Raw genomic sequence first — 1,130 nt, forward strand, 5'->3', positions numbered from 1 at the left:
TGACGGTGGCGCCCCAGAAGCTCATCTGGCCCCACGGCAGCACGTAGCCCATGAAGCCGGTCGCCATCATCAGGAGGTAGATGATGACGCCGAGGATCCACAGCACCTCGCGCGGCTCCTTGTAGGAACCGTAATAGAGGCCGCGCAGCATGTGGACGTAGACCGCGAAGAAGAACATCGACGCGCCGCAGGCATGCATGTTGCGCAGCAGCCAGCCGTAGTTGACGTCACGGACGATCAGCTCGACCGACTTGAAGGCGAGATCGGCATGCGGCGTGTAGTGCATCGCCAGGATCACGCCGGTCAGGATCTGCATCCCCAGCATGAAGGAGAGGATGGCGCCGAAGGTCCACCAGTAGTTCAGGTTGCGCGGGGTGGGGTAGACGACGAAGGAGGAGTGCATGAGGCCGAGGATCGGCAGGCGCCGCTCGATCCATTGCAGGGCCGGATTGCTCGGCTGGTAGTCGGATGGTCCGCTCATGATGCGATCCTGAGGAAATAATACGACGAGACGGCGCGAAGCTTCGGACGAGGGTCCGAAGCTCAGCCGATCTGGATTTTGGTGTCGGAAACGAACTGGTACGGCGGCACCGGCAGGTTCGCGGGCGCGGGCCCCTGACGGATGCGGCCGGACGAATCGTACTGCGAACCATGGCAGGGGCAGAAGAACCCGTCGTAATTGCCCTCATGAGCGATCGGGATGCAGCCGAGATGGGTGCAGATGCCGATCACGACCAGCCACTGCTCATGGCCGGACTTGACCCGGGCCTCGTCGGACTGCGGATCGGGCAGGCTCGCCACGTTGACGGCGCGCGCCTCGTCGATCTGCTTCTTGGTGCGGTGGCTGATGTAGATCGGCTTGCCGCGCCAGAATACCTTGATGTCCTGCCCCTCGGCGACCGGGCTGAGATCGACCTCGATCGGCGCACCGGCCGCGATGGTCGAGGCATCAGGATTCATTTGGGAGATGAAGGGCCAGAGCGCGGCTGCGCCCCCTACTGCTGCAGCTGCCCCCGTTGCAACGAATAAGAAATCACGGCGTGTCGGATGGTCCGCCGAAGACGCTGTCGTCACGATTCCAACCCTTTCTTCTTATGCTACCGGTGGAACCGCTCCAGGGGCCCCCAAGG

Annotated in this window: 2 protein-coding genes; both read right to left on the minus strand. The window is 63.1% G+C overall.

The window, feature by feature from the left end:
- Positions 1-481: cytochrome b (locus tag AC1D00_RS42290; protein WP_477014801.1), on the minus strand; the 481-nt coding region annotated here is incomplete at its 3' end.
- A gap of 62 nt (positions 482-543) precedes the next feature.
- A complete protein-coding gene (petA, locus tag AC1D00_RS42295) occupies positions 544-1,074 on the minus strand; it encodes a ubiquinol-cytochrome c reductase iron-sulfur subunit (protein WP_026232845.1) in 531 nt (176 codons plus the stop codon).
- Between the last annotated feature and the right edge of the window lie 56 nt (positions 1,075-1,130).

The organism is Bradyrhizobium sp. P2_E8 (assembly GCF_056403875.1).